At 52.1% G+C, this 1,611-nt stretch carries 1 protein-coding gene; it reads right to left on the bottom strand.

Annotated elements, in window-relative coordinates:
• Window positions 1-1,541 (bottom strand): calcium-binding protein (locus J7438_RS25385; protein WP_286196938.1); only part of this gene is annotated, 1,541 nt, incomplete at its 3' end.
• Between the last annotated feature and the right edge of the window lie 70 nt (window positions 1,542-1,611).

Raw genomic sequence — 1,611 nt, 5'->3', positions numbered from 1 at the left:
AGCCAGGGCTGGTCACTGCCACTGGCAAAGGGTACGTCAACCACATCATTGACCAGTAACGGATTCTCCAGATCCACATCCATCAGGGAGAGATCACTGAAACTGAATTTCTCAATCCCCGTCAGGAAGTCCGAACCATCCCGGCCACTGACCGTATCCGTTACCCAGATACCCTCTGCGGTATGGACAATCCGGTAATCGGCATAGCTGCCGGTAAAGTCGGCAACATCAATACCATCGCCACCGTCAAGACGGTCGTCGCCCTGACCACCGTTCAATACATCGTTGCCAGCGTCACCCAGAAGGGTATCGTCGTCCAGACCGCCTTCCAGAACATCGTTGCCTTCACCACCTCCTAACCAGTCATTGCCTCCATGGCCCCGGATAATATCATTACCTTGTCCACCATAGACACGGTCTTCACCAGCTTCTCCTGAAAGGGCGTCGTTAGCCCTTCCACCGGTAATGATGTCGTCGCCTTCACCGCCTTTGATAAAAACATTGCTGCCACCGCCTCCAATAAAGACATCATTACCACGGCCACCTTCCACCACCTCTACACCGGAGCGGTGCAGGTTAAGACTTACACCTCCATCACCCAGTACTTTGACGATATCAAGGCCTTCTCCTCCTTGAATAGCGTTAGTATTGTCTTGGCTATCAATCAACAGCACATCATTTCCTGCGCCGCCCTCGAGCGAGTCAGAACCTCCGCCTCCGGCCAGCCAGTTATCGCCACTGTCACCTATCAGGGTATCGTTACCCCTGCCACCATAGGCCGAATCTACTCCTTTCTCATTGACTCGAACGATTTCACCGTTGTCTCCGGCGGCATAACTGGATACGCCACTTTGGGAATATGCCAGCAAGCCCTCACCGTCCACAAGAAAATCCGCGCCGTCAGGGTTGGAGAGAAAGTTGGCGGCAATGGCTTCCCGTGTCTGTTCAACACCGTCGATCAACTGTACAAATTCACCCCGTGCCAACACTTCATTGCCATCGAGAATATCACCGGACTCATTGCTGACCGCAAGATTCACTGAAACCACGCCCGCCTCAACCAGGGTTTTCAGCTCTCCGTCGTCTGTTTTAGCGTCACCATCCGCATCGACCCAGACCTTGACACTGGACCAGGCATTATCCAGCTCACTGAACAGGCCATCACCATTGCTGTCCAGGGTGGCCAGGGCTTCAAACCCATTGGCGAATGGCGTTTCACCCGGAGCACCATCCTGCCCCATTGCGCCCTGGTAATATTCAGAAAACAGTTCACTGACATTATCAATACGACCATTGTTGTTCAGATCAATGGCCAGCAGTCCATCCGTTGGGGTAACCCAGCCTGTGCGTTCCTTAACGCCATCATGATCAATATCGAATAGAGCATTGGACTGTTGGAAATTCTGAAGTTGGACACCATCACCATCCAGATCCAATACCAGTGGATCGATAAAAATCGTATTGTAAGAGTTAGTCTGGCTGCTATTCCAGAAGTCCATGGTGTCCTGAAAACCGAGGCCGCTACCCGCTCCCCAATCCATCTCATCAGCTAGATTGTTATTACCTGACCGTATTCCATCCCCGATAATCCAGCCAGGTAAAGTATTGAAG

Source organism: Thalassotalea sp. G20_0 (genome assembly GCF_017744175.1).
In the GTDB taxonomy this organism is placed as follows: domain Bacteria; phylum Pseudomonadota; class Gammaproteobacteria; order Pseudomonadales; family Endozoicomonadaceae; genus Endozoicomonas.
The sequence above is the reverse complement of the archived record's forward strand: the minus strand, read 5'-3'. Positions and strand labels throughout refer to the sequence as shown.